Origin of the sequence: Paracoccus broussonetiae (genome assembly GCF_031854425.1) — a bacterium.
GTDB lineage: Bacteria > Pseudomonadota > Alphaproteobacteria > Rhodobacterales > Rhodobacteraceae > Paracoccus > Paracoccus broussonetiae.
In genome coordinates, this window is the sequence record NZ_JAVRQI010000008.1 from 36,775 (window position 1) to 59,666 (window position 22,892).

Annotated in this window: 23 protein-coding genes; 12 read left to right on the forward strand and 11 right to left on the reverse strand. The window is 63.6% G+C overall.

Annotation, left to right across the window (positions count from 1 at the left end; genetic code table 11):
- Positions 1-133 precede the first annotated feature (133 nt).
- Positions 134-1,300: an HPP family protein gene (locus tag RM190_RS11405; protein ID WP_311759568.1), complete on the forward strand. Its 1,167-nt coding sequence runs from the start codon at positions 134-136 to the stop codon at positions 1,298-1,300.
- A 57-nt stretch (positions 1,301-1,357) separates the two neighbouring features.
- Here RM190_RS11405 and RM190_RS11410 read toward each other — a convergent pair whose 3' ends face one another.
- Positions 1,358-1,633 (reverse strand): hypothetical protein, encoded by a 276-nt coding sequence (locus RM190_RS11410; protein WP_311759569.1) that lies wholly within the window; start codon positions 1,631-1,633, stop codon positions 1,358-1,360.
- Positions 1,634-1,635: 2 nt separating this feature from the next.
- Positions 1,636-1,875, reverse strand: a complete 240-nt coding sequence (locus tag RM190_RS11415; RefSeq protein ID WP_311759570.1) for a hypothetical protein — start codon at positions 1,873-1,875, stop codon at positions 1,636-1,638.
- 270 nt (positions 1,876-2,145) lie between these two features.
- On the opposite strand from RM190_RS11415, the gene RM190_RS11420 reads away from it, so the two are divergent.
- On the forward strand, positions 2,146-2,772 hold the full coding sequence (locus tag RM190_RS11420; protein ID WP_311759571.1) for a dihydrofolate reductase family protein: 627 nt from the start codon (positions 2,146-2,148) through the stop codon (positions 2,770-2,772).
- Positions 2,773-2,975: 203 nt separating this feature from the next.
- On the opposite strand, the gene RM190_RS11425 is transcribed toward RM190_RS11420, so the two are convergent.
- The 3 genes from RM190_RS11425 to RM190_RS11435 all read right to left on the reverse strand — a co-directional run bounded on the left by RM190_RS11425 (position 2,976) and on the right by RM190_RS11435 (position 5,221).
- The gene (locus RM190_RS11425) at positions 2,976-3,908 is read right to left on the reverse strand and encodes a DMT family transporter (RefSeq protein WP_311759572.1); all 933 of its coding nucleotides are present in this window, start codon (positions 3,906-3,908) and stop codon (positions 2,976-2,978) included.
- 108 nt (positions 3,909-4,016) lie between these two features.
- Entirely contained in the window at positions 4,017-4,946 is a 930-nt protein-coding gene (gene dmeF, locus RM190_RS11430; protein ID WP_311759573.1) for a CDF family Co(II)/Ni(II) efflux transporter DmeF, read from the reverse strand.
- The gene (locus RM190_RS11435) at positions 4,943-5,221 is read right to left on the reverse strand and encodes a metal/formaldehyde-sensitive transcriptional repressor (RefSeq protein ID WP_311759574.1); all 279 of its coding nucleotides are present in this window, start codon (positions 5,219-5,221) and stop codon (positions 4,943-4,945) included. The genes dmeF and RM190_RS11435 overlap by 4 nt, the downstream gene beginning before the upstream one ends.
- A gap of 112 nt (positions 5,222-5,333) precedes the next feature.
- Between RM190_RS11435 and RM190_RS11440 the strand changes: the two genes are divergently transcribed.
- The 8 genes from RM190_RS11440 to RM190_RS11475 all read left to right on the forward strand — a co-directional run bounded on the left by RM190_RS11440 (position 5,334) and on the right by RM190_RS11475 (position 12,171).
- Positions 5,334-5,900, forward strand: coding sequence for an isochorismatase family protein (locus tag RM190_RS11440; RefSeq protein WP_311759575.1), 567 nt, complete (start codon positions 5,334-5,336; stop codon positions 5,898-5,900).
- An 87-nt stretch (positions 5,901-5,987) separates the two neighbouring features.
- Positions 5,988-7,031 (forward strand): YeiH family protein, encoded by a 1,044-nt coding sequence (locus tag RM190_RS11445; protein WP_311759576.1) that lies wholly within the window; start codon positions 5,988-5,990, stop codon positions 7,029-7,031.
- Entirely contained in the window at positions 7,028-7,948 is a 921-nt protein-coding gene (locus tag RM190_RS11450) for a LysR family transcriptional regulator (RefSeq protein WP_311759577.1), read from the forward strand. Before RM190_RS11445 ends, RM190_RS11450 begins: the two co-directional genes overlap by 4 nt.
- 200 nt (positions 7,949-8,148) lie before the next feature.
- On the forward strand, positions 8,149-8,514 hold the full coding sequence (locus RM190_RS11455) for a hypothetical protein (protein WP_311759578.1): 366 nt from the start codon (positions 8,149-8,151) through the stop codon (positions 8,512-8,514).
- Positions 8,515-8,523: 9 nt separating this feature from the next.
- Entirely contained in the window at positions 8,524-9,249 is a 726-nt protein-coding gene (locus tag RM190_RS11460; RefSeq protein WP_311759579.1) for a hypothetical protein, read from the forward strand.
- Positions 9,250-9,269: 20 nt separating this feature from the next.
- Positions 9,270-9,905, forward strand: coding sequence for a COG1470 family protein (locus RM190_RS11465; RefSeq protein WP_311759580.1), 636 nt, complete (start codon positions 9,270-9,272; stop codon positions 9,903-9,905).
- A gap of 1 nt (position 9,906) precedes the next feature.
- Positions 9,907-10,362 (forward strand): hypothetical protein, encoded by a 456-nt coding sequence (locus RM190_RS11470; protein ID WP_311759581.1) that lies wholly within the window; start codon positions 9,907-9,909, stop codon positions 10,360-10,362.
- A gap of 24 nt (positions 10,363-10,386) precedes the next feature.
- Positions 10,387-12,171: a PHA/PHB synthase family protein gene (locus RM190_RS11475; RefSeq protein WP_311759582.1), complete on the forward strand. Its 1,785-nt coding sequence runs from the start codon at positions 10,387-10,389 to the stop codon at positions 12,169-12,171.
- A 317-nt stretch (positions 12,172-12,488) separates the two neighbouring features.
- Here the strand turns inward: RM190_RS11475 and RM190_RS11480 are convergent, their stop codons facing one another.
- Entirely contained in the window at positions 12,489-12,923 is a 435-nt protein-coding gene (locus RM190_RS11480; protein WP_311759583.1) for a hypothetical protein, read from the reverse strand.
- Here RM190_RS11480 and RM190_RS11485 point away from each other — a divergent pair.
- Both RM190_RS11485 and RM190_RS11490 read left to right on the forward strand, forming a co-directional pair.
- On the forward strand, positions 12,906-14,198 hold the full coding sequence (locus tag RM190_RS11485; RefSeq protein ID WP_311759584.1) for a glycosyltransferase family 61 protein: 1,293 nt from the start codon (positions 12,906-12,908) through the stop codon (positions 14,196-14,198). The two genes, RM190_RS11480 and RM190_RS11485, sit on opposite strands and share 18 nt — an antisense overlap.
- Positions 14,199-14,228: 30 nt before the next feature.
- Positions 14,229-14,951: a hypothetical protein gene (locus RM190_RS11490; RefSeq protein WP_311759585.1), complete on the forward strand. Its 723-nt coding sequence runs from the start codon at positions 14,229-14,231 to the stop codon at positions 14,949-14,951.
- A gap of 15 nt (positions 14,952-14,966) precedes the next feature.
- Here the strand turns inward: RM190_RS11490 and RM190_RS11495 are convergent, their stop codons facing one another.
- The 5 genes from RM190_RS11495 to RM190_RS11515 all read right to left on the reverse strand — a co-directional run bounded on the left by RM190_RS11495 (position 14,967) and on the right by RM190_RS11515 (position 22,880).
- Positions 14,967-18,056, reverse strand: coding sequence for a polysaccharide pyruvyl transferase family protein (locus tag RM190_RS11495; RefSeq protein WP_311759586.1), 3,090 nt, complete (start codon positions 18,054-18,056; stop codon positions 14,967-14,969).
- Positions 18,057-18,085: 29 nt separating this feature from the next.
- On the reverse strand, positions 18,086-19,444 hold the full coding sequence (locus tag RM190_RS11500; protein WP_311759587.1) for a glycosyltransferase family 61 protein: 1,359 nt from the start codon (positions 19,442-19,444) through the stop codon (positions 18,086-18,088).
- A gap of 243 nt (positions 19,445-19,687) precedes the next feature.
- Complete coding sequence (locus tag RM190_RS11505) at positions 19,688-20,602, reverse strand: polysaccharide deacetylase family protein (RefSeq protein WP_311759588.1); 915 nt, start codon at positions 20,600-20,602, stop codon at positions 19,688-19,690.
- A gap of 111 nt (positions 20,603-20,713) precedes the next feature.
- Positions 20,714-22,294: an ABC transporter substrate-binding protein gene (locus RM190_RS11510; protein WP_311759589.1), complete on the reverse strand. Its 1,581-nt coding sequence runs from the start codon at positions 22,292-22,294 to the stop codon at positions 20,714-20,716.
- A gap of 64 nt (positions 22,295-22,358) precedes the next feature.
- Positions 22,359-22,880 (reverse strand): MarR family winged helix-turn-helix transcriptional regulator, encoded by a 522-nt coding sequence (locus tag RM190_RS11515; protein WP_311759590.1) that lies wholly within the window; start codon positions 22,878-22,880, stop codon positions 22,359-22,361.
- Positions 22,881-22,892 lie beyond the last annotated feature (12 nt).

The window sequence follows — 22,892 nt, forward strand, 5'->3', positions numbered from 1 at the left end:
TGTTCGCGGATAGCTGCCATTTTGGGCACTGCCCGACATTTGGTCACTTTGCACGATTGCGCCCGGCCCGCTGCGGGAGTAGCGGGTTTTGCCATCCGACAACAAAGCAAGAGACTCAGGAATGCCGACGCCGATGACCCATTTCCTGCGTGCGGTCGGCCCCGCCGTTCCCCACGCATCGCCCCGAGAGGCCGTCCGGGCCGGGTTCGGCGCAATCCTGGGTCTGCTCGCGGCCGGTTTGTTCCTGCTTGCACCCTCTGTCGACATCCGGTTGGGGCTTTACCTGATCGCGCCATTCGGGGCGACCTCGGTGCTGGTTTTCGCGGCACCGAACAGCCCTTTGGCGCAGCCATGGTCCGCGATCATGGGCAATGTCGTCGCCGCGTTCGTGGGAATCGCGACCTGCATGGTGATCGCCGATCCGGTGATCCGCGTCTCGGTCGCGGTGGGGCTGGCCATCACCGCGATGATCCTGATCCGGGCCCTGCATCCGCCGGGGGGCGCGGTGGCAATGACCGCCGCCCTCAGCCCCGAAGCAACGCTGAAGCTGGGCTGGTATTTCGCACTGGCACCTGTGGCCTGTGGCACGATCGCGCTGGTGCTGGTCGCAGTTGTCTATGCGCGCCTGACGGGGCGGCGCTATCCCTTTCGCCAGTTCGAGGAAAAGAACGCCCACGGCACCGGAGATCTGGATCCGATCAAGCGCATCGGGCTGAGCGAGGGTGAGCTGGTCACGATCCTTGAGCGTTACAACCAGACCATGAACCTTGGCGTCGCCGACCTTGCCCGCCTGATCGGGGCGGCAGAGATGGTCATGGCAAGCCATCACGGCGCAGGCTCTACCGCAGCGGATATCATGGCGCGCGACTTGGTCTCGGTCACCTCCGAGACGCCGCTTTTCGAAGTGGCCGACCTGTTCCGCCGCCACGGCTTCACCTCGCTGCCGGTTGTGCGGGGACAGGACGAATTCCTGGGGATCATCTTCCAGATCCACCTGATCCGCCGCGTTGGCGAAAGCTCGCCACGCCGTCCCGGTGGCTTCCGCACCGCGATGGCGCGGCTGACGGGGCGCAGTTCTCCCGCCCGCGCCTGGGAGATCATGGAAACCCGCATCCCGCGCGCGACCCCCCAGACCCCGATCGCAGCGTTGCTGCCCCTGATGGCCGAGGGTCATTGCGAGGCCGTCCCGGTCCTTGAAGATCATCGCATCGTCGGCATCGTGACCCGCACCGACATCATCGCGGCCCTGGCGCATCAAAGCGCGCAGGACCAGCAGGAACAGGTCGCGACGCAGCCTTAACGCCGGGTTTCCCACGCCCCGTTCCCATCAGGCGGCGCCGGGCGGCGCGGACACTGTCTAGGCTGGCGGGCGCCGGTCCCGTCGCAGGGCGCAGACAAAGCGGAACAGCACATAAACAGCGGACAGGACGTAAAGCGCCCCGCCGATGAACAAGATCCCAATGATACCCGCGAAAAGTTCTCGGTCATGGGCATAGGTGTCGGGGTGCAGCACCGCGGAATAGACGTTGAGCGAGACGAGATAGCCGATCCCGTAGCCCAGCAGCGCGCAGACCGGGACCAGCGCGACAAGGCCAAGGATCAGGACCAAAATCCGGGCGGGCAGGGACTGCATGATCAGAACAGGGTCAGCTGGTCGCGGGAAAACCGGTCGGAGCCCGCCTCGCAGCGATGCCAGGCCTTCAGGGCGTTCGGCTCGGCTTCGTGGCCAAGGCACCAGCCGCGTTCGTTCAGCGCGAGGCCATAGATCAGCATCGACTTGCAGGCGACGGCGATGCGGACATCGGGGCTGGGATTGTGCAGGCAAAGATCGCCCGCCTCGTCGTAAAGCTCCCGCAACTGGTCGTCACTCTCCATGGCTCCCTGGAAAAGCAGAGTTTGGGCGGCGGCGGGCGGGGCTGGGCCGAAAGTCGCGATAACGGCCAGACAAGCAGGTGCGAGCATGCGCATGGGCCTTCCTTTCTGCATCCAGGTAGGGCGCGCAGGTAGGATCATACCACGATCCGTCAGTCGACCAAACCTTCGGGACCGGGACCGGCGAAGCCCCGCCGGTCGGAGCGGAACTGGCGGGGTCCCGGCCTTCCTGCTATCGTCGGTGCGGAACCGCCCTCAGGGAGAGATGGTGGGATGAGGAAGATCGTCGCGATCACCTATGTCAGCCTTGACGGCGTGATGCAGGGCCCCGGGGGCCCGGACGAGGATCGCAGCGGCGGCTTTGCCCTTGGCGGCTGGACCGTTCCCTTTTGGGACGAGATGATGGGCGGCCTGCTGACAGGGCTGATCGAGGGGGCCTTCGATCTGCTGTTGGGGCGGCGCACCTATGACCTTTGGGCGGGCTATTGGCCGCAGAATGCCGACAACCGGATCGGCAGGAAATTTGACGCGGCGACGAAATACGTCATGACCCGCGGCGCGCCGGACCTTGGCTGGGTGCGCTCGCAGCGCATCGCGGGGGATGCGGCACAAGGCGTCGCGGACCTGAAGGCCGGGGCCGGGCCGGACCTGCATGTCTGGGGCAGCGGGGATGCGCTGCAAAGCCTGATCGCCACCGGGCTGGTCGATGAGTACCGGACATGGATCTTTCCGGTGCTGCTGGGCGACGGCAAGCGCCTGTTCCGGCCCGGCCTGCCCGCGACGTCACTGGCGTTGACCGGGTCGCAGGTGTCCACGACCGGTGTGCTGATCAATACCTATCGCCCGGACGGTCCCGCGCGGACAGGTGCCGTGACCTCGGCCGCTGACGATGGAAGTTGACGCTGTGGCAACCCATTGAGGCTTCGCTCTCAGATCTGCGACTTGCGCTCATTTATCATCACGCCTGCTCGCCCTTCGCGCGGGACGGCGACGAGCAATTGGTGTGGCCCACCAACAACTGGCCCATCCTTCGAACGACATTGCACGGGATCACGGTGAAACCCGCACGCTCGTATTCAAGATGCGCAGGGCTTGCGGGGCGGCTAGGCCCGCCGCCCCCGACCTTCGCCGCGCAGCAACCTCCATGCACGGCCGTCGATCGCAAGCAGCCCCAGCCCGATCAACACAAGGCCCGCATAGTGGTTCGGAGACAGCCGTTCGCCCAGCACCAGGCTGCCCAGCAGGATGGCGCTGGCGGGGATCATCAGGGTCACCAGAGAGGTGTTCAATTGGCCGATCGTGGACAGGCAGCGGAAATAGATCGCGTAGCCCAAGGCGGTCGAGAACAGCGCCAGCCCGATCAGCGCCGCAACAGTGATCGGCCCAGGTGCGGCCAGCGTCCAGGGCTGGTCGATGACCGCCGCCAGTGGGATCATCATCGCGGCCGAGGCGGTCAGCTGACCGAATGCGCCCGTGGCGGGGGCGATCCCCATCTGCCGGAAGCGCTGGCCGAAGAACCCGGCGAAGCCATAGGACAGCGCCGCGCCCAGACAGGCGAACATCGGCAGCACAGGAAAGCCCTTGTCCGACAGCGCATCCAGCCCGACCAGCACTGCCACCCCGGCAATCCCGAACAGGATGCCCAACAGGCGGTTCGCGGTCACCTCGGTCTCTGGGGCAAGCGCCTTGGTCACCAGGATGGCGAAGACCGGCGTCGTCGCGTTCAGGATCGAGGCAAGGCCGCTTGCAATCTGGGTCTGCCCCCAGAAGAGCAGGCTGAAGGGGATCACGTTGTTGATCAGCCCCATCCCGAAAAAGGCGCGCCAGACCGACCATGACCGCGGGATCTCGCGTCCGCTGGCTCGCAGCCAGGCAAACAGCACCAGCGCCGCCAGCGTGACCCGGACCAGCACGACGGTCAGCGGCGGCAGCTCTGCCAATGCCAGCTTGGACAGGAAGAACGAGCCGCCCCACAGCAGCGACAACAGGATCAGGAACGCCCAGTCGAGGGGCTTGATGGCAGGTTGCTGGGACATGTCGCCTCGGCTGCGTTGGAGGGGGCCGGCCGCGATCTTCGCGATGCCGGCGCTGCCCATATCTCTACCCGTCCCGCGCGGCGATGCCAGTATTTCCGTGAAGGTTACTCAACCCGCCTCGACCTCGATCGTCAGGTGGGACAGGTCGTGGATATGGGCAAGCCTATCGCGATAGGCCTGCAGGCTTTGCGGCGCGTCCGACCGGATCGAGACGATGGCGCCGTGATGGCCGGGGCCAAGCTGCCAGACATGCAGGTCGGTGATCCGGTCGCTGCCGGTTTCGATCGCGGCGCGGATTTCGTCGGGAAGATCCTCACCCTCGGGAAGATAGTCCATCAGCACCCGTCCGGTGTCGCGGATCAGGCCCACCGACCAGCGGGCGATGACCAGCCCGCCGACGATGCCCATCGCTGGGTCCATCCAGTTCAGGCCGTAAAGGCTGCCCATGACCAGCGCCGCGATGGCCAGGACCGAGGTCAACGCATCGGCCAGCACATGCAGATAGGCGGCCCGCAGGTTGTTGTCCCCGCCATGCTGGTCGTGATCGTGGTGATCGTGCCCGTGATGGTGGTGGTGATGATCGCCCCGCAGCAACCAGGCGCAAAGCAGGTTCACCGCCAGCCCCAGCACGGCAACGGAAATCGCCTGTGGGAAGCTGATGGCGACCGGGTTGTAAAGCCGGATCAGGCTTTCCCAGCCGATCAGCAGCGCGATCAGTGCCAGCACGACGGCGCTGGCAAAACCCGCAAGATCGCCCAGCTTGCCGGTGCCGAAGGTGAAGCGCGGGTTTCGGACATTGCGCCGCGCGAACAGATAGGCCATCGCCGCGATCAGCATGGCCGCCGCATGGGTCGACATGTGCCAGCCGTCTGCGACCAGCGCCATCGAGCCGAAGATGTTTCCGGCCACGATCTCGGCAACCATCATCGTGGCGGTGATGGCAATCACCAGCCAGGTCCTGCGCTCATTCCGTTCATGGCTGTCGCCCAGGAAGACATGGTCGTGAGGGGTGGAGAGGCGCGAGGTCAGGTCGGTCATTTCAGATAGGTCCTGATGACGTCGATCAGTTCAGCCGCGCCTTGGGCGCGGTCCGTATCGTCGTCCTTGTCGGGGTTCGAGATATGCTCGCGGATGTGATCCTCGATCAATTCGGCCGTGAGGCCCGAGACCGCGCCGCGGACCGAGGCGACAAGGTTCAGCACCTCGCCGCAGGGGGCCTCGGCTTCCAGAGACCGCTCGATCGCCTCGATCTGGCCCTTCAGGCGGCGCACGCGCGCAAGAAGCTTCGATTTCTGCTTGGTGGTATGAGACATGACATAGGGGGGTACCCTATCTTTCGCGCGACGTCAACCTGCGGCGCCCGTTCCCGTCGTCCGCAAGGGGTGCTAGCAGGGGCGCGCAAACGGGCAGGGGAAAGGGAACGCCATGCAGGCACTCGTCATCATCGACATGCAGCTTGAGATACAGCGCCGGATCGAGACCGGGCTGGATCACGTCAATCCCGGAACGCCCACCCGGATCGCAGCGCTAGCCGACGCCTTTCGCCACCGGGGTCTGCCGGTGCTGCATGTGCGACACGCGGATCAAAATCCCGCTTCGGCCTTTCACCCGGCCTCTGCGGGTCACGGTCCGATGCCCTGCGCCGAAGCGCAGGAAGGCGAGGCGGTGTTCGTAAAGTCGACCTCGTCGGCCTTCGCGTCGACCGATCTGGCCGACCACCTGCGCCGGGCGGGAATCCACCGGCTTGTGGTCGCAGGGGCGGTTGCCGGATTCTGTGTTAATTCCACGGTGCGGGCAGGGGCCGATCTGGGATTCGAGATGACCGTCCTGCGTGATGCTATTCTGGGATTCGGGCTGCCAGATGCCGGGCTTTCCGCCCGGACGGTTCTGGATGTCACGCTGGCACTACTGGAGGCAGATTTCGCGCGAGTGCTGCCGACGGCCGAGGTGCTGGCACGGATCGACGCCGATTCATTCGATTTAGCCGATTGATCGGACCAATATATTCAATTGGATTGATTTTCAGGGCGGGTGCTATCTGCACATCCACAGGGCAGCAAAATCCCAAGGATGGCAGATATGGCGACCAAGGCATATGCGGGTAGACCGGCACAGAGGGCGCAAACAGGCAGCACTGCAGGGCGCATCCTGCCGGGGTTGGGACTTGCGGCGCTAATCGCGGCGGCCGCCTTCGGCTTGCGCTCGGTCATCGGGATCGACGCACTCAGTCCCCTGATCCTGTCCATCCTGATCGGCATGGCCTTTCACAACCTGATCGGCACGCCAGCCATCGCCAAGCCCGGCGTGACCTTCTGCCTGCGCCGGGTGTTGCGGGCGGGGATCGTGCTTCTGGGCCTGCAACTGACGATTCAGCAGGTCGGCGCGGTCGGCGGAATCGGGCTGGCGGCGATCGCGGTGACACTGGTCTGCACCTTCCTGTTCACCACCTGGCTGGGCCGCGTGCTGGGGGTGGATCGCGGACTGACCCAATTGATCGCGGCGGGCAGCTCGATCTGCGGGGCATCGGCGGTGGTGGCGACGAACACCGTCACCCGAGCGCGGGACGAGGACGTGGCCTATGCCGTTGCTTGCGTTACCGTCTTCGGTTCGCTGTCGATGGTGCTGATGCCGTTGATCGGGCAGGTGCTGCATCTTGGGCCGCGCGCCTTCGGTCTGTGGACCGGCGCCTCGATCCATGAGGTCGCGCAGGTGATCGCGGCGGCCTATGCCCGCGGACAAGAGGCGGGAGAGTTCGGTACCATAGCCAAGCTGACCCGAGTGATGATGCTGGCGCCGATGGTGCTGGCGCTGGGGGCGGCTGCCGCCCGGCGCGCCCGTCACCAGGGCGGCACCGCCGGTCACGCCGCCCCGCCGATGCCGTGGTTCGTTCTGGGGTTCATTGTCATGGTGGCGCTGGCCAGCATCGGCTGGATGCCCGCTGCCACCGCGCCATATACGACGGCGATCACCCAGTTCCTGCTGGCCACCGCGCTGGCTGCGATGGGGCTTGAAACAGACATCCGCAAACTGGCAGCCGCGGGTCTTCGCCCGGCGCTTCTGGGTGCCGGAGCTTGGATTTTCGTTTCCATTTTCAGCCTGCTTCTGGTTCTCATGCTGGCATGACGCTGGATCAGCTTCGCATCTTTGCCGCCGTCGCCGAGCGTGAGCATGTCACGCAGGCGGCGGCCTTTCTGAACCTGACCCAAAGCGCGGTCAGCGCCGCCATTTCCGCGTTGGAAGAGCGCCATGCCGTCCGCCTGTTCGACCGCGTCGGGCGGCGCATCGTCCTGACCGATGCCGGGCGTTCCTTCCTGGTCGAAGCGCGGGCAATGCTGGGCCGGGCCGAGCAGGCCGAACGGCTGTTGGCGGATCTGGCCGGGCTGAAGCGCGGCACCCTGCGCCTTGCCGCCAGCCAGACCGTCGCGAATTACTGGCTGCCTCCGATCATGCACCGTTTCCACTGCACCTATCCAGGCTTCGAATTGCAGCTTTCCATCGGCAATACCGCCGAGGTCGCGCAGATGGTTCACGAAGCCAGCGCCGATCTGGGTTTTGTCGAAGGCGATATCGAGGATGCTTCGCTGTCGATCCATCCGCTGCCCGGCGACCAGTTGTCGCTTGTGGTCGCGCCGGGCCATCCTTGGGTCGCTCAGCCACCGGTCACGGCCCTAGACCTTGCCGCCAGTCCCTGGGTGCTGCGCGAGCCGGGATCGGGCACGCGCATGGTCAGCGAGGCAGTGCTGCTGGCGCATGGTCTGACCATCGGCGATATTCAGGTAGCGCTGGAGTTGCCTTCGAACGAATCCGTCCGTGCTGCGGTCGAGGCCGGCGCCGGGGCGACCCTGATCTCGGAACTGGTCGTCACGCCCTCGGTCGAAACCGGGCGGTTGGCGCGCATTGCCCTTGACCTCCCGCGCCGCGATTTTCACGTCCTGCACCACAAGGAGCGGCAATTGTCACTGGCCGAGCGCCGCTTTCTGGAAATGGCCGAAACGCCCGGCGACAAGCACGCAGGATCGGCCTCTGCTCAACATCGTTAGATTACATAAGTTTGGTTATCGATGTTATTGGCTGCTGCAAGGGGTGCCCAGGCGCCTCGCCAAAGAGACAGCCGCCTGCCTGAACTTTTGGCGACAGGGAAACAATCTTGCGCCATACCACCTTTGCGAATGTGTTTCCTTTTGCGATCAACCCCGGTTCGTGGTAGAAAAGCTCATTGTTCTATGGGATGGGTTTCCCCATGAGCGTCAAGATTCCATCCAAATTCACCTTTGGGATCGATGTTGACGGCGGCCTCGATCTCGATATTCCGACCAGCTACAGAATCGACATTCCCACGGATTTCACGATGCGGGTAAAAGAACTTGCCCCGATCGAGATCCGCCCGATCGACCTGTCGCTGCGCATCAAGGAGATTCCCGCGATCCGCGGACATCTTCCGCTGAACTACAAGGTAGGATTCAGGCTGTTCGGGCGCGAGATTGCCTGCGTGTCGCTTTGCGGCCAGGGGCAATTCATCACCGAACCCTATGTGCCCTATCCATGCGAGCCGCGGCCGCAGCGGCTGACCAGACCGGATCCGGTCGATCCGGTCCCCGTGGGCTAGGATCGTGCCATGGCCAAGCGCGCTGTCAGCACCCCTGTAGCCTCGCTGGAGTTCGTGGGACCGCCACGCCGCCTGATCGCGGTCGGGACCATCCCGCAGATTGGAGCCGGGGCCGAAGTTTCGGGCCCGGTCACGCGGTTCATGCCCGCGGACGGTCCCCCGGCGCTGAGATTCAGCCCCGAGGGCCGGCGCGGCGCGGCGCGGCTGCGCCTGCGCCTTGATGCCCGAACGCCACCGGGCGCCTATGAAGGAGCGATCGGCGCGGACAAGGCGACCCTGCCCTTTGTTGCACGGGTGCTGCCGGAAACTCGCGTATCGCTGCTGGCGGGTGAGCTGGCGTTTTCCGGTCCGCAGGGGGCGACCCCAATGGCGACGCTGGCCCTTGCGAATGACGGCAATACCGAAATCACCTTGCCGCGCGCATTTGCGATCGGGCTTTTCGACGATGACGGACTGGAGACGGCCTTTGCCGCCTCTTACGTCCGCCCGATCAAGGGGATCGACGCCTTTGTCGAGACCTTCCACGGCAAGCTGCGCGAGGCGCATAGCGGCATCCTGAAGCTTGCGGTGACGCGGGGCTATGGCCCCCATGCCCCCGGCACCTCATTCGCGGCCGATTTCGCGCTGGAGATCGGCCCGACGCTGCGACCCGGGCATCGCTACCACGGGGTCGCCAGCACCGAATTCGCCGACCTGCCCATTACCGTGACCGTCATCAACGGAGCTGTCAAATGACCTCCAAATGCAAACCAGACATGGATATCAGCGGGGTCGATTCCGCACTTGGCGATCTTATCGCGGCGCAGCTGGGCCTTGGCCGCGAACTGATCAAGGCGTTGGTCGCGGGCGGCGCGCTGCTGGCGGACGGGGCCAAGGGACTGGGCCTGCCCAAGGGCGAGTGCTGCTGCGACATCCCCGAACCCTGTTGGATGCCGCGCGCCGTCGGCGAGGTGAAATGCCGCCTTGCCACCGGGGCCCAGGGTGAGGTCTGCCTGCATGTGACGAATGGCGATTTCCGCCCCCACAAATACGAAGTTCTTGCCGCGGGCGAGGATGCCGGGACGGTTCAGATCGACCCGCAGGATCGTTCGTTCACGCTGGGTCCGAAGGAGCGTCGGACGGTGTCGGTCCGGGTGGTTATGCCCAAGGACGACCGCAACCCGGACCGGCGGCAAAGCTGCTGCGAATGCGACGACCTGGACCTGCTGATCTGGGTCCGGGGTTGCGCAGATCACTACCTGCGCTGGATCGTCTGCCGCGACGACAAGGCGACCAAGCCCTGCTGCCATTGCGTCTGCGTCAGCGACGATCCGAATTATGAACTGCACTGGTACGACCATTTCCATATCCTGCGGCCCTGCCCCTCGGAAGCTGGCAGGGTGGGAGGTTGAGATGGCCGACAGAAAGCTAAGCGAGACGATCCGCGGTGCCTCGGCGGTGAACCTGAAATACTCGGCCGAACTGCTGAACCTGGGGCGCGAATATGTCCGCGCCTTCACCTCTGCCTTGACCGAAGGGAACGGGGCGCCCGGACCCGAAACGCAGCGCCCACCGCTGCTGCTGGCGGGCCGGACCGGAGAGACGGCGAACGCGGCCTTTGCCATCGGCAACCGCGGCGCGATGAAGGGCACGGTGACGGTTTCGGTCAGCGGCGATTTTGCCGATACCAAGGTCAGTGTCGAGCCAGAGCGGCTGGCCTTGGACAATGCCGCCGAAGAGATCATCGTCCGCATCCTGGCCCGGATCGGGCCCAAGACGGAAAGCGGCAAGGATTACATCGGCACCGTCCTGATCCCCGAGATGGATCACAGGTTGACGGATTTCGTGCTGCGCAAACTACCAGACTGACGTGCCGGCTTTTGAGGTCTGCCGATGGAAGACGCGGACGAAGGCGGGCTGCGCGATCGCGACCTGTCGGACATCATTGAGGAGATGCTTTCGGGCGGTCGCAATCCGGTCGACAAGCTGACGCGGCTGCTGCGCGTCGCCTCGGATGTGCTGTCCAGTCCGCCACGGCAGGATGCCGCCCCCGAAGCGGCGACGGGCAAGGGCTTTCTTGAAACCCTTGCCCATATCGTGACGCTGGCGCTGGACGATTCCGACATGCTGGCCCGGCACCTGTCCGCCTTTGCGGGCGACGCCGTCGCAATCCTGCAGCAGTCCGGTGATGCCGTCTTTGAACCCAGCCCCAAGGACCGCCGCTTTCGCGACCCGTTGTGGCGAGAAAGCCCTGTCCTGCGCGGGCTGATGCAGCTTTACTTTGCCTGGAACAGCCATGTGCAGGACTGGCTGGACGCACAACCCATCGAAGCAGCCGACCGCCTGCGCATCCAGTTCGTGCTGGACCAGATGAAGGCCGCCCTATCGCCCACCAACCTGCCGATCCACCCCTCGGCCATGAAGCGGGCCGAGTCGAGCGCGGGCCGCTCGGCAGTGCAGGGGCTGAAGAACTTCGCGCTGGATCTGCAGGCCAATCGCGGCATGCCACGCCAGATCCGCCCCGGTGCCTATCGCCTGGGTGAGACGCTGGCGATGACACCCGGTGCGGTGATCTTTCGAAACGAACAGCTTGAACTGATCCAGTATGCCCCACAGACCGACCGCGTCCATTTGCGCCCGGTGCTGCTGATCCCGCCCCAGATCAACAAGTACTACGCCTTTGACCTGAAGCCGCAGAACAGCGTGCTGGGCTATCTTGTCTCGCAGGGGTTCCAGGTCTTTACGATAAGCTGGAAGAACCCCGGCCCCGAATCCGCGCTTTGGGGGATCGAGACCTATCTGACCGCGATCCTGCAGGCCATCGGGGCCATCCGCGTGGCGACCGGCGCGGACAAGGTCAACCTGATTTCGGCCTGCGCGGGTGGGTTGACGGCGATTTCGTTGCTGGGCCATCTGGCGCAGGTGAATGCACCGCTGGTCGCCAGCCATTCGTTGCTGGTCACGGCACTTTACCCCGGCAACGGCTCGATTCTTGAGGCGTTCACCACCGCCGGGAATTTGGAACTCGCCCGCCGCATTTCCGAGGCCGAGGGGACGATGGACGGGCTGGACCTGTCGCATCTGTTCGTCTGGCTGCGGCCCGAGGATCTGGTCTGGAGCTTCTGGGTCAACAACAACCTTCTGGGGCGACAGCCGCCGCCGTTGGATGTGCTGTATTGGGACAATGACCCGACACGGGTGCCGGCACGGCTGCATTCCGATTTCATCGACGTCTTCCTGTGGGATGTCTTCCGCACCCCCGGCCGCCAGATCCTGTTCGACCGCCCGATCGATTACGGTCTGGTGCGAGTGCCGACCTATTTCGTCGGCGGGCTTGAGGATTACCTGATGCCCTGGCGCGGCATCTATCGCGCGGTGGACGCCTTCGGCGGGCAGAACCGCTTCGTGTTGTCCACCAGCGGTCATGTGCAAAGCATCCTGCGCCCACCAAATCTGGCCAATACCGAGTATTTCGTGAACGATGACCATCCACCCGATCCGGACCGCTGGCTGCTTGAGGCAGAGCGCCGCCCCGGCACCTGGTGGGTGGACTGGACGGCATGGCTGCGTGGCCACGCAAGCGAGGAACGCCCCGCCCCCGCAACACTGGGCTCGGCCGAATTCCCGCCGCTTTGTCCCGCGCCGGGGCGTTATGTGCAGGAACGGATGCTGCCATAGGGCTGGAAGGCAGGCGAAGCCGGACCGTGGATAGCGTCAAGCGGGCTGCAATTCCTGCTACGATCCCGCGTGATAGTTCGGCTATCAATCAAAATGGTACATTACGATTCGAGAATTCCGGGTTTCGGGGCGGGAAAGGAAAGAAAGTCCAGGCAGGCCAGTAGTTGCGGAAAAAACGGGCACAGTTGATGTCAATGTCCCCAGCCCTGCTTTGCCTGTCGCAGAAGACGGCTTCTGTTACGCGGATCGGCCGGGGCGTTTCCGGCCAATCCTTCAGTCGGGTACAGTCCGGTCATGCAAGGCGGAGATAACGAGGGCTAATGTTCAAGGATGCAAGCAGGATTTCGTTTTTCGACGTCGGCAGGGACAGCGTCGCCGCGCTGCGCGATGGCGATCTGCACCCGCGATACGAAGATGCCGCCTGGCTTGGGGCCGTGGTTGCGACAAACAACCAGCAGCAAAGGCTTGGCCTTTACAAGTTCATCCGCAATTATCGGGACGAAAAAAGGGCGCGGAAATGCGTCGTCTTTCGGTCTTTTCCAATTATAGTCGAAAATTTCCGCTATGTCGGTAAAGTTCCGATGGTGAATGATCGCATCCTTCTGGCGGGCGCATCTGCATTGCGCGTCAGGATGAAGTTGGCCAAGAACCTTCCGGGAGAGGAGGTCGACAGGCGCATCATGGCAGAGACGGTATCGCGACATGCCGCCAATGACGCCGCCGCGACTAGCGAAATGGCCGAGATTGACCACGCCCTGCCCTTCGTGATCGAATGCCGAAACTTTTTCAATTTCTACCACTTCACGACGGAATCCCTGATCTATTTTCAGATGTATCGGGATTATGGGCTGACCGGTGAAATTCACCTGATCTCCAGCAGCGATGAGATCAAGGGCTTCATCGGCAGACTGATCAGTGATCTTTATCCGGATCTTGTGGAGCGAGTGAAATATGTCTCGGGCAGGGTCACGTTCAAGCGCGCGATCATTCCCTTCAACACCAATCATTTGTATCATCAGGCGACGCCAGAGGTCATCGAAGATATCGAGACCAAGGCCCGTTTCGCCAAGCTTGAACAGGATGGTGCGCTGCGCCCGCCCTCGATCGCAAATTACAAACGGATCTACAACAACAGCCGCGACGAATATATCGACAGGCACCGCCTGAATGCTTTGGCGCATTCCACACCGAAGCAACCGGGCGCGCGGCTTTACGTCTCGCGTCGGCCCGGCGCGGGCAAAGACCGCGAACTGAAGGGCGAAGACAGACTGGAAGAAATGCTTTCAAGGCATGATTTCAAGAAGATATATCTGGAAGACCTGTCCCCTCGCGAACAGATCGACCTGTGCCGGGATGCCGATATCTTCCTGTCGGCGCATGGCGCTGGCTTTGCCAACATGATGTATGCCCGGCCGGGCGCATGGTTTATCGAGTTGAGCCATCTGCAAACTGCGCGCCATCGTTTCGGTGATTTCAACATGCATGCGGCAGTCTCCGGCGCGCGCTATCTGCATTTCTTTGCCGATCACGCAACAAATGGCGCTGACGGGACGCCGAAGATGGAGGAAGCCGGCCATGCCGGGATTCACCTAACGAAATTTGCGCTGGATCGGCTTGAGGGGCTAGTATCCATCATCACCGATGTCCATGCCTATAAAGGCACGTTGATGCATATCAAAAATGCACTGCGGGAATCCCGCCCGGATATTGTGAAATCCTTTGTCGAGAAATGCCCCGCCTATCTTAAAGGTTGTGCAGAGATTTGCCTTGTCGCGGCTGAAGCCTGCATGATGCAGAACAAGCCCGAAAAGGCCATGCGCCACCTTTCCCGGGGGATAGATATTGCACCGTTCCGCGCCGATCTTTGGGACCGTTACCTTGAAATATCGCAGGCCACGAGTTCCGATGGCGCCGCCGCGCCAGAAGTCGGGATGAGGCATGCATTCCGCAATTTCCGCTGGATGCGCTCGGCCCAGGATGTCAGTGGCGCAACGCTGATCCAGGCTCCCGAGGGATATCGGAAGTAACCTTCCGCAACACCCTTCCGAAAGGTCACGATGGACATCCTGATCGACGATGACGGCTGCCGAGTCGAAATCGACCGGGCGGCCTTGCCAACGGCGGAGCGGATCGTCGTCACCTTTGCGGGCGTCGGGCGAGGTCGTATTCCGAAAGGAATTCCGGTTCCGCAATTCATCGGATCGGCATCGCGTTATGGCGCTGCCGTTTCCGTCATCGACAAAAACCGGACCTGGGGGAATGGCCTGAACGTTCCCGCGATCACTTCTGGTATTCTTGACCTGGCCGAAGGACGACCTGTCTTTACGCTGGGAACAAGCATGGGAGGATTTTTGGCAATCCTGTTCAGCACCCCCTTGCGCGCGGAGCGCACCGTTTCGGCCGGGGCACAGTATTCGGTTTGCCCAAGCGTGATGTCTTCTGAGCACCGCTGGGATTACTTCGCACGGCGCATTGGGGAATGGTGGTATCCCAGCCTGAACGGGTATTTCAACCTTGCGACCAAATACGTCACCCTGAACGGGAGTATCTGGCAGGAGCGTCGTCACTGGTCGCAATTCCCGCTGCAAGAAAATGCGCAGCATTACGTGATCGAGGGGATGGGCCATAACCTTGCCGCTCGCCTGAAGGATGCGGGCGCGTTGCCCGGCATCCTGGATCACGCCTTCCTTGCTGATTGGGGCAGCGACATGATCGACGCGGGCGTACTGGGCTTTCCAGCGCGCAGACTTGCGCCGAAAGGCCTGCATCCGGTGGGATAGCGGACCGGGGCGTTGTTACGTCCCGGCAACGGCCAGTCCAGCAACTCCGGTTCTTTGCGTTTCGGGCAACAGCGGCTCCAGCATCGCCAGATCCAGCTCTCGGCTGCGCAGCTTGCGCCGCAGCCAGCGCGTCATCGTGGCGATGGCCGGAACATCTGCACGACCAGGGCCAGAGGCAGGGACCAAGGCTGCCAGCAGCGCATCATAGATTTCCTGCGACTGCTTCTTGCGGGCCGTCGTCACCGCCTGCAACCGCTCGCGTGAGGATCGCATCCGTCGGTTGAAAACCGCAGCATTGCCGCTGTCGGGCCACAAGCGCAGGCTGTTTGCCCGCACCCTTTCGCGCAGTACCTGCACCAGCATGTCGGCGGCGGCGACCTCTTTCTCGACCCGGGTGCGGCAGGCGGGGATCGGCAAGTCGGTAAATTTGCGGCTGGTCCAAAGACGGAACTTCAGCGCGTTCATCTTGTGGTTCAGCCCGCCGCTTTGGGACCGCAGCACTAGATCGATCGGGGCGGTTTCCATCGTCAGCTCGCCCGCCGCGATACCGTCCCGGATGATCCGATCCGCCAGCGGGTTGCGGGTGACCACGACGCTGGTCCCCATCCCGTCGCGGTTGTATTCGGGGATCCAAGCATCCCCCAGCGAGATGTCGGCCAGTTCGGTCAGCACATCAGTGCAGAAATCGCAGGCCTTGTTCTTGAACAAACCCGATCCCCACATGTCGCCCAGCCGCCGCATGCGGATCCGTCGCGTCCGCAGGGTCTGGTCGCTGGCCGAAAAGAAATAGTCGTTGGCCTCTCCTTCGGGATTCTTCACGCGGTATTGCGCATCGGTATAGCTGCCCTGGATCCCGGCGCTTTGCGCCAGGAAGTCGGTATAGTGGCGGCTTTTCAGGCCACCGCAGATGATCCCGACCAGAAAGCGAATCCGTTCGCGCAGTTCGGGGTGGTAATGCTGCTTCAGGCGGATCGCCTTGACGAAGCAGGCGACGCCCGACACTGCCACGCGGCCCGGAGTCTGCTGGATGATCGAGAACAACTCGTCCATCGTGACCGGGAAGTAGCGGGTTTTCGAGATCGACAGGATGGCCTTTTCGTCGCGAAAGACGGCATAACGATAGCCGCCTTCGGCATCACCCTGCACCACGTAAAGGTAATCGACCTCGGCCCGGCGCAACAATTGCTGAAACACATAGGTTGCGACCCCGCCCGAGGACGAGGAGGGCCGGAACGCGTTGCTATGCCCGATATAGCTGTTCTCGAAATGCCCTCCGCGCTGATGGATGTTGGGGGCACGGCCGTGAAAGATCCGGCCCAAGGCATCCTCATCCCTGACCTCAGGCTCGGGCGTCGGGTTGAAGGGACAGACACGGACCGCTTCGGCCGGGATCTGCTTTCCGGTAGGGCGCGGCGACCAGAACCCTTCCTTGTCCCAGGCCATGGCCAGACTGCCCTGCGATTCAGACACGCAGACCCCGCAGCCCGTGCACATCACCTTCAGGGGATTGGCGCTGGCGATGCGGGCCTGTGGGCGCGCGGGCACTGGCTTGCGGGCCGAGGGTGGCACGTCGGTCGGCACGGTTTCCGGCCGCGCTTTGGGTGGCTTCGGCGCGGGCGTGTCGGCCAGGGCCAGTGCATCGCGCAGAAACCCGATCGAGCTTTCGCGCAGCTCGTCCAACCGTCGGTTGACCGACAGCCAGTCGATCGGCTTGAGAAGCGCAGCGCTATCTGCGGCGGCGGCATCGACGATCAGCCGGTCCTGCAAGCCAACTGCGCGCAGGATCGAGGTGAAGCGCGCCATGCCCCGGTTGGGATTGGCAAAAGCGATGAAGGGTTTGTTGAAGATGATCGAGAATGCTACCCCGTGGAAGGAATCCGTAACCACGAAATCGGCCTGATAAAACCCCATCAGCCACGCTTCGACCGACTTGTCGCCTCCGCCGGTGGCGGGCTTGACATCCATTGCCAGTCGTTTGGCGATATCCCCGACCAGCCGCGATTTTTCCGGGTTGGGATCAAGGATATAGCTGGTGATCCTGCGGCCCGCCGCAGGGTCCAGCCTGTCGGCGAACAGGCTGCGGTAGCGTTCGGGCGGCAGCAACAAGGTCGGGTCCAGGACATGGCGCGCCTCGACCCCCAGATTGTCCCGGCAAAGCGCCACCGCGCTGTCTTCGCGGACCGAGACGGCATCGAACAGGGCAAGGCGGCGCGCGGCATCGCGGGTTTGCGTCTCGTCATATTCCCAGCTGTCCGCCCCGAACGAGGCGGCATAGCTGATCCGCCGTATGTCTCGGCGTTCGGGGTCCAGATAGCCGTGAAAGAAGTCGGCCAGAATACCCCGCGCATATTTCGGTCGCCAGACCTGGTCGCTGCCCGCAATGACCGCGTCCAGCCCATAATCCCCCAGCCGGGCGCGAAGCTCGGCCGAGTTGCGGAAAGTCCGGGTGATTGGCAGGACGTGGCGTTCGATGAATGCGCTGTTCTGGCACTCCGTCTCGATCTCGATCCGGTTGGTGATCGCCGGGACTTCCGCGTCCTTGGGAGACTTGGCCGGACCCTGCGCGGCATAGCGGCGGTTGATCAGGACAGGGTCGCAATCCAGGTCGCGCAGCACCTGCATCAACGCAAGAGCCTGCAGGTTGCCGCCGTAATTCTTGCTGAGTGGCAGTGTCAGGATGCCGACCTTGCGTCGGTGCTTGGGTTCGGGGAGCGCCTCTGGCTGCACCTGCTTCGCCCCGCCCGTCGCGCGGAAGGCGTCGATCTGCCCGGTCAGCTTTCCCGCCCTGTCCACCAGTGCCGCGATGGCATCGTTCCGGTCCGCGCCGGTGGTCAGGACCAGCTTCCTGCTGTCGTCACCGGTCACCGAAAACGCCATCTGCGGATTGCCCCGCCGCACCAGCGCGACTGACAGCCCGCCTGCGTCGGGAAGGGTCAGGTCAAAGCCGAAGCCGATCCGGCGATAGGCGAAATCCACCACCAGGCAGCGTTTCTGAAAAACCCAGATCCGCTTCAGGTGCTGGCCCAGATCAGTGCTTGCCAGCGCCTCGATGACCGCAGCGGTCAGTTCTTCGGCCTTTTCAGGGCTTATCTTCGCATCGCTCATCTGCTGTCCTTGCTGGCTGGGGCCGCGACCTAGCGCGTCCCGGTCATTCTGTGCTGGGGTGCTTCGAGAGGGGCCGAGGCGCGGCCAAGCACCTCGCCAACGATCGCGATCACACGGTCGGTCGCATTCCGCCCGACCCGGATCCCGCGATGCCCGTCCGACATCGCGGGCACTCGCGCATCTGCATCGACCCCCTCGATATCGGCAAAGACCGTGTCATAGTTGCAGCGCGACACATGCGCGCATTTCAGGAAATCGCCCCAGCGGTGCAGTTGTGTCTGCCGGGTGCCGATCTCGATCACGGTCGCGCCGGGCCGGGCATAAATCATATTGGCCAGCCCCGCGCCATGCGGCGCGATCACGATGTCGGCGCCATTCATCGCAGCGACCTGCTCCAGCGGCGAAAGATGCTCGAACGCGACCTGTTCAAAGCCAAGCGCCGCCAGTTCCTCAAGCAGGGGCTTATGACCCTCGATCCCGCGGACGCGGGCGCCCTGCCCTTCGTCCCGGCCCATCCAGATCAGCCGTGGGGTGGAGGAGTGCCCTGCGCGTGGAAGCTGTGCCAGCGCGGCTTCTCGCAGCAGGCGCAGGCTGCTGTCATAGGTGAATTTCGCCGCCTGCTTGAAGCGGGAGGGGTCGCGCAGCACCGGGGGCCAGCGCGGATCGACCCCCGCCAGCACCGCATCGATCATGGGGTCGCGCACCGCGTAAAGCAGATGCTGGTGACTATAGACCGAACGGACCCGGTCATAATCCCCGGCCGCGCGCTCGAACGTGATGCGGTCGGCCAGGCTGGGAAAGATGGTGGCCACAAAGCGGCGGATAAAGCTTTTCACCTTGCCGCTGGGCAGGTGGATTCTGATCGGCGCGGTTGAGCCATCGTTCAGGAAATGCGCCAGCGAGCCCAGAGTCTCGGTCGAGAAATGATAATAGTTGAAGCCGTTCTTCAGTTCGATCGCGACGCCCAGTTTCGCGGCCTCGGCCGCGTCATGGGTGCCGATCCGCGCCGGGCCCTTGGCGCGGGTGCGGCGAATGGCGCGGTTCAACCGCTCCAGCCGCCAGCGTTCGTCATTGGCGGTAGCGAATTGCGTCCTGACGCGGCTGCCCGAGGCACCGTTCAACCAGAAGCGGTTGGCAAGCTGCACCATGCCCCGTTCGAAGCGCGCGTTTTCAAGGACCACCGGAGCCGACAGGATCTCAAGCACGTTTTCGGTCATCATCCGGCCTTGGCGGACCAGCATCGCGTGCTGTCGCGCGCAAAGCGCGGGATCGTCGCTGCCCGCGAACAGGCGCACGGCGGCGGCCTTGGCGGGCCGGATGATCCAGTCAGGGGGGTCGCCGACATAGGACAGGCCGGGATGCACTGCCGGCATGTGCAGAATGTCCATGGGGGGACGTCGGAAATCAAAGGTCATGAAACGTCCAGACTGACTAAACTACTGACGAGGTTCCGGGCGACGACCCTGGGGTCAACGCGGCACCCGGCCCTGCCTGCGCAGAATAATCAGAATGCGACTGATTCGCTCACGTTTATGTGATTATTGCTTTACAAAAAGGCTTCCCGCGAATTTTCGGGCAATCCACGGGGAAATGCGCGGCGACCGGAGCCACCGCGCGGTCGGAAAGCTGCGTCAGCCCCTGAGTTTCATCCCGTGTTCGCGCGCGCAGTGCCGGGCTATGTCGGCATGGGTCGCGATCCAGCAATCGCCTTTGTCCGCGATCCGCCGCAGCAATTCCTCAAGGATGAAGATGCGCGAGCGATAGCCGGTGACATGGGGATGCATGGTCAAAAGGAACAGCCCGCCTTCTGCATAGGCGCCCTCGAATTCACGCAGGAAGATGTCGAGGACGGCGGTCGGAGGCGTATAGGGCCGCTGGCCGCCGAAGCGGTTCATCATGAAATAGGGGGCGTCGTCGCGGATCCATTCCACCGGCAGTTCCACGATGCCGGTCGGGCGACCGCTGCTGACAATCTCATAGGGGTCGTCATCGGCGAAAAGCGAGCTGTCATAGACCAAGTCCAGCTCTTCGGCGATTGCCAGCGTCGCCGGGCTGTAATCCCAGGACGGCGTGCGCATCCCGACCGGGCGGGTTCCGGTGATCCGCTCAAGCGTGTCAGCCGCACGCAGCATCAGCTCGCGCTCGCGTTCGGGCGGAACCTGGGTGTTTACCTCGTGAATCCAGCCATGCAGCGCGACCTCATGCCCGTCGCCCACCAGCGATTTCTGTTCGTCCGGGTAAAGTTCGGCCGCGACGCCGGGCACGAAGAAGCTGGCTTTCGCGCCGAAGCGGTCCAGCGCCTCGCGGATGCGGGGGATCCCGCGACGGTTGCCATATTGCCCCCAGGACAGGCGCCCGAGGGACTTGCCGCCGTCACGCAGCTCGTTCGTCTCGTGGTCGCTGTCAAAGCTCAACGCGACCGCGCAGCGTGCCCCACCCGGCCAGCTCGCCGGTTTCAGCGAGCGTCCGGCGCGGACGAAATCCACCAGGCTACGCCAGGTCGGTTCGTCCCAGCTATGGGGCGGGGTTTCGGGCGCAATGCTCATCGAGTTCTCCATCGGCAGAAAGGGAAGCCGGACCGGAAATTCCGGTCCGGGCTGGCAGATGCGCGTGGTGCCCTGCGCGTCCCCGTTTGCGGGGGCGCAGGGTTCGGGCGATCATTTCGCGGGGTGAACGTCCATGGCGACGGTGTCTTCGTCCGCGCGCGGTTCATAGCTGACCTTGTCGGCCTTCATTCCCCAGGCCGAGACATTGATCGCCAGCGGCAGGTCGGGGCGGTCGGTCGCGACCAACAGGTTCGCCTCTTCCAGCAGGGACTTGCGCTTGGCCTCGTCCATCTCGGCCGCGGCGGCCTCGATCAGCTGGTCCATCTTGGGATTGGCATAGCCGCGCACGTTGAAAGCGCCGAGCCCCTTGTCGGGGTCGTTGCTGTGCATCAGCGAGGACAGGGTATAGTTCGCCTCGCCCGTCAGCGTGGCCCACGACGCCATGTAAAGCGAATATTCGCCGCGCGTCTTGGCCGGGTTGAAGACGGTGGCGGGCACGCCCTGTACGTCTACGGTCACGTCGATCGCGGCCAGCATCTGCGCGATGGTCGGGCCAAGCTCGGTCGGCATCCGGTCGTTGGCATAGGCCAGCGTGACCTTGAACCCTTCGGGATAGCCGGCATCGGCCATCAGCTGGCGCGCCTTGTCGACATCGAATGTGGGCGCGGGGATCTGGTCGTTATAGCCGAAAATATTCGGCGTCACGAGCTGGGTAGCGACCTCTCCCATGCCTTCCAGCGCGAATTCGACGATCGTCTCGCGGTCCAGCGCCAGATCGAAGGCCTCACGGACGCGCGCGTCGGCAAAGGGGTTCTTTTCAAGCTTCTTGCCCGCATTGTCCCAGACCTGCGGCGAGTTCTCGCGGAAATCGAATTCCAGATAGGGGATGAAGACCGAAGGGGCTTTCTCGACCTTCAGGGCGCTGTCCTGTTCGACGCTCGCAAGATCCGTCGCCGGGATCTTCGAGATCAAGTCGACCTGACCCGCCTTCAGCTGCGCGACGCGGGCGGCATCGTTCGGGATCTCCTTGCGGGTGACGTGGTCCCAAGGCTGTGTCCCACCCCAGTAGCCGTCGAATTTCTCAAGCACCAGATCCTGCGTCGGCGCCCAGCTGACGAACTTGTAGGGGCCGGTTCCGATGGTGGCCTTGCCCGAGTTGAATCCCTCGGCCGAAGTCTCCTTGGTCGAGTAGTCGGCAGCCGCGGTGTGGGACACGATGAACAGACGGATCAGGTCGTTGGGCAGCGTCGGCGCCGGACCCTTGGTCTTGATGCGGATGGTATGGGGGTCGACGATCTCGACCCCGGCCACGCGACGGACATAGATCGTGGTCGGGTTCGGGCCGGTCACGTTCGGGATCCGCTCGATCGAGAATTTCACGTCCTCGGCGGTAAAGTCGGATCCGTCATGGAATTTCACGCCTTCGCGCAGCTTGAATTCCCAGGTCGTGTCGTCGATCGGCTTCCATTCGGTCGCCAGCGACGGTTCGATCTGCAGGTTGTTGCCCGATTTCAGCAGCGTGTCGAAGACCTGCTTGGTCGCCTCGGCATTGGCCGAGGTGGCGGTGAAATGCGGGTCCATCGAGGCCGGGCCGGATTTGGTGGCGATCACCAGATCGGCGGCCATCGCCGAATAGGGCAAGGCAAACGCGCTCATCAGCAGCGCGGCGCGAAGCATGGGCTTCAGGTTCATCGGTTCCCTCTTGGGTTGTGGTTGTATCGCCGGCTTTGCACCGGTCTGTTCTGGCATCGGGCTGTCATGGCTCATCCTCGGCCGGTTCGTTGCCAAGCGACTGGGGCCAGTCCCCCGAAGCCGCGACCAGCTTGGTCAGAATTTCGGACAGGCAGAGCCTTTCGGCGGGGCTGAGCCGTTCCAGCATCAGCCGTTCATGCCCCAGCATCTCGGCCTTGACCGCCTCGACCCCTGCCCTGCCCTCGTCGGTCAGGTGCAGGGTGACGCGGCGCTGATCCTCGGCATCGCCTTCGCGGTCGATCATGCCAAGGCGGTAGACCTTGTTTGCGGCGCGGCTCAGCGTGTTCTTGGGAAAACCCGAGGAGCGCACCAGATCGGTCAACGTCGAGGGTCCGCCCAGATATAGCGACCACAGCACCACGAAATCCGGCCTGAGCAGCCCCAGCCGTCCCTGGATGAAGCCATAGACGGGGCTGTTGAAGTGAAGCGCAAGATAATTCAGCCGGTACGAGAACCAGCACGGATTTTCCCAAAGACGGGTACGAAGCGGGCTGTCCTCGGCAATGCCTTCGGCCGTGATGGGCATGTCCCGGCCCGC

What these genes read in the sequence shown, in the direction of transcription:
- RM190_RS11470 (WP_311759581.1), top strand. Translation starts at nt 9,907, where the DNA reads ATGGCCGACAGAAAGCTAAGCGAGACGATCCGCGGTGCCTCGGCGGTG.
- RM190_RS11500 (WP_311759587.1), bottom strand. Translation starts at nt 19,444, where the DNA reads ATGGACATTCTGCACATGCCGGCAGTGCATCCCGGCCTGTCCTATGTC.
- RM190_RS11415 (WP_311759570.1), bottom strand. Translation starts at nt 1,875, where the DNA reads ATGGAGAGTGACGACCAGTTGCGGGAGCTTTACGACGAGGCGGGCGAT.
- RM190_RS11505 (WP_311759588.1), bottom strand. Translation starts at nt 20,602, where the DNA reads ATGAGCATTGCGCCCGAAACCCCGCCCCATAGCTGGGACGAACCGACC.
- RM190_RS11515 (WP_311759590.1), bottom strand. Translation starts at nt 22,880, where the DNA reads ATGCCCATCACGGCCGAAGGCATTGCCGAGGACAGCCCGCTTCGTACC.
- RM190_RS11455 (WP_311759578.1), top strand. Translation starts at nt 8,149, where the DNA reads ATGAGCGTCAAGATTCCATCCAAATTCACCTTTGGGATCGATGTTGAC.
- RM190_RS11445 (WP_311759576.1), top strand. Translation starts at nt 5,988, where the DNA reads ATGGCGACCAAGGCATATGCGGGTAGACCGGCACAGAGGGCGCAAACA.
- RM190_RS11475 (WP_311759582.1), top strand. Translation starts at nt 10,387, where the DNA reads ATGGAAGACGCGGACGAAGGCGGGCTGCGCGATCGCGACCTGTCGGAC.
- RM190_RS11465 (WP_311759580.1), top strand. Translation starts at nt 9,270, where the DNA reads ATGGATATCAGCGGGGTCGATTCCGCACTTGGCGATCTTATCGCGGCG.
- RM190_RS11460 (WP_311759579.1), top strand. Translation starts at nt 8,524, where the DNA reads ATGGCCAAGCGCGCTGTCAGCACCCCTGTAGCCTCGCTGGAGTTCGTG.
- RM190_RS11495 (WP_311759586.1), bottom strand. Translation starts at nt 18,056, where the DNA reads ATGAGCGATGCGAAGATAAGCCCTGAAAAGGCCGAAGAACTGACCGCT.
- RM190_RS11420 (WP_311759571.1), top strand. Translation starts at nt 2,146, where the DNA reads ATGAGGAAGATCGTCGCGATCACCTATGTCAGCCTTGACGGCGTGATG.
- RM190_RS11450 (WP_311759577.1), top strand. Translation starts at nt 7,028, where the DNA reads ATGACGCTGGATCAGCTTCGCATCTTTGCCGCCGTCGCCGAGCGTGAG.
- RM190_RS11405 (WP_311759568.1), top strand. Translation starts at nt 134, where the DNA reads ATGACCCATTTCCTGCGTGCGGTCGGCCCCGCCGTTCCCCACGCATCG.
- dmeF (WP_311759573.1), bottom strand. Translation starts at nt 4,946, where the DNA reads ATGACCGACCTGACCTCGCGCCTCTCCACCCCTCACGACCATGTCTTC.
- RM190_RS11425 (WP_311759572.1), bottom strand. Translation starts at nt 3,908, where the DNA reads ATGTCCCAGCAACCTGCCATCAAGCCCCTCGACTGGGCGTTCCTGATC.
- RM190_RS11435 (WP_311759574.1), bottom strand. Translation starts at nt 5,221, where the DNA reads ATGTCTCATACCACCAAGCAGAAATCGAAGCTTCTTGCGCGCGTGCGC.
- RM190_RS11485 (WP_311759584.1), top strand. Translation starts at nt 12,906, where the DNA reads ATGGCCGAGATTGACCACGCCCTGCCCTTCGTGATCGAATGCCGAAAC.
- RM190_RS11410 (WP_311759569.1), bottom strand. Translation starts at nt 1,633, where the DNA reads ATGCAGTCCCTGCCCGCCCGGATTTTGGTCCTGATCCTTGGCCTTGTC.
- RM190_RS11490 (WP_311759585.1), top strand. Translation starts at nt 14,229, where the DNA reads ATGGACATCCTGATCGACGATGACGGCTGCCGAGTCGAAATCGACCGG.
- RM190_RS11440 (WP_311759575.1), top strand. Translation starts at nt 5,334, where the DNA reads ATGCAGGCACTCGTCATCATCGACATGCAGCTTGAGATACAGCGCCGG.
- RM190_RS11510 (WP_311759589.1), bottom strand. Translation starts at nt 22,294, where the DNA reads ATGAACCTGAAGCCCATGCTTCGCGCCGCGCTGCTGATGAGCGCGTTT.